This is a genomic window from Acidaminococcus sp. BV3L6, from assembly GCF_000468835.1.
Lineage (GTDB): Bacteria > Bacillota > Negativicutes > Acidaminococcales > Acidaminococcaceae > Acidaminococcus > Acidaminococcus intestini.
Map to the genome: position 1 here is coordinate 1 of NZ_AWUR01000020.1, position 1,151 is coordinate 1,151.

1 protein-coding gene is annotated in these 1,151 nt (G+C 52.9%); it reads right to left on the minus strand.

The features are described 5' to 3' along the window. Positions 1 to 2: 2 nt before the first annotated feature. Positions 3 to 1,151 (minus strand): elongation factor Tu (gene tuf / locus HMPREF1246_RS04345; protein WP_021736799.1); only part of this gene is annotated, 1,149 nt, incomplete at its 5' end.

The following is a 1,151-nucleotide window of genomic DNA, read 5'->3' on the forward strand; positions in this document are numbered from 1 at the left end:
AATTATTCTTCGATTTCGGTAACAACACCAGCGCCAACGGTACGGCCGCCTTCGCGGATAGCAAAGCGCAGACCTTTTTCGATAGCAATCGGAGTGATCAGTTCAACATCCATGGTGATGTTATCGCCAGGCATAACCATTTCGGTGCCTTCCGGCAGTTCAGCTACGCCCGTAACGTCGGTCGTTCTGAAGTAGAACTGAGGACGGTAGCCATTGAAGAACGGAGTATGACGGCCGCCTTCTTCTTTGGTCAGTACGTAAACCTGACCCTTGAATTTCGTATGCGGATGGATCGTGCCCGGTTTGGACAGAACCTGACCGCGTTCGATTTCGTTTCTTTCAATACCGCGGAGCAGGGCACCGATGTTGTCACCGGCTTCAGCCTGATCCAGGGTCTTACGGAACATTTCAAGACCCGTAGCAACGGTCTGTTTCTTTTCTTCTTTCAGACCAACGATTTCCACGGTGTCGCCGACTTTGATGACGCCACGTTCAACACGGCCCGTTGCAACCGTACCACGGCCGGTGATGGTGAAGACGTCTTCGACAGGCATCAGGAACGGTTTCGTGAGGTCATGTTCCGGAGTCGGGATGTATTCGTCAACAGCATCCATCAGTTTGAGGATGTTGGCTTCCTGTTCAGGGTCGCCTTCCAGGGCTTTCAGTGCGGAACCGACTACGATAGGAATTTCATCTCCCGGATAGTCGTACTGGCTCAGCAGTTCACGAACTTCCATTTCAACCAGTTCGATCAGTTCAGGATCGTCAACTTGGTCGGATTTATTCAGGAATACAACGATGGCAGGTACGCCAACCTGACGGGCAAGCAGGATGTGTTCGCGGGTCTGGGGCATCGGGCCGTCAGCTGCGGAAACAACGAGGATAGCGCCGTCCATCTGAGCAGCACCGGTGATCATGTTCTTGACATAGTCGGCGTGGCCCGGGCAGTCAACGTGAGCATAATGTCTCTTAGCGGTTTCGTATTCAACGTGAGAGGTGTTGATGGTGATTCCGCGTTCTCTTTCTTCCGGAGCCTTATCGATCATGTTGTAGTCCATGAACTGGGCGCCGCCCTTTTCAGCCAGCACTTTGGTGATGGCAGCGGTCAGGGTCGTCTTGCCATGGTCAACGTGACCAATGGTACCAATGTT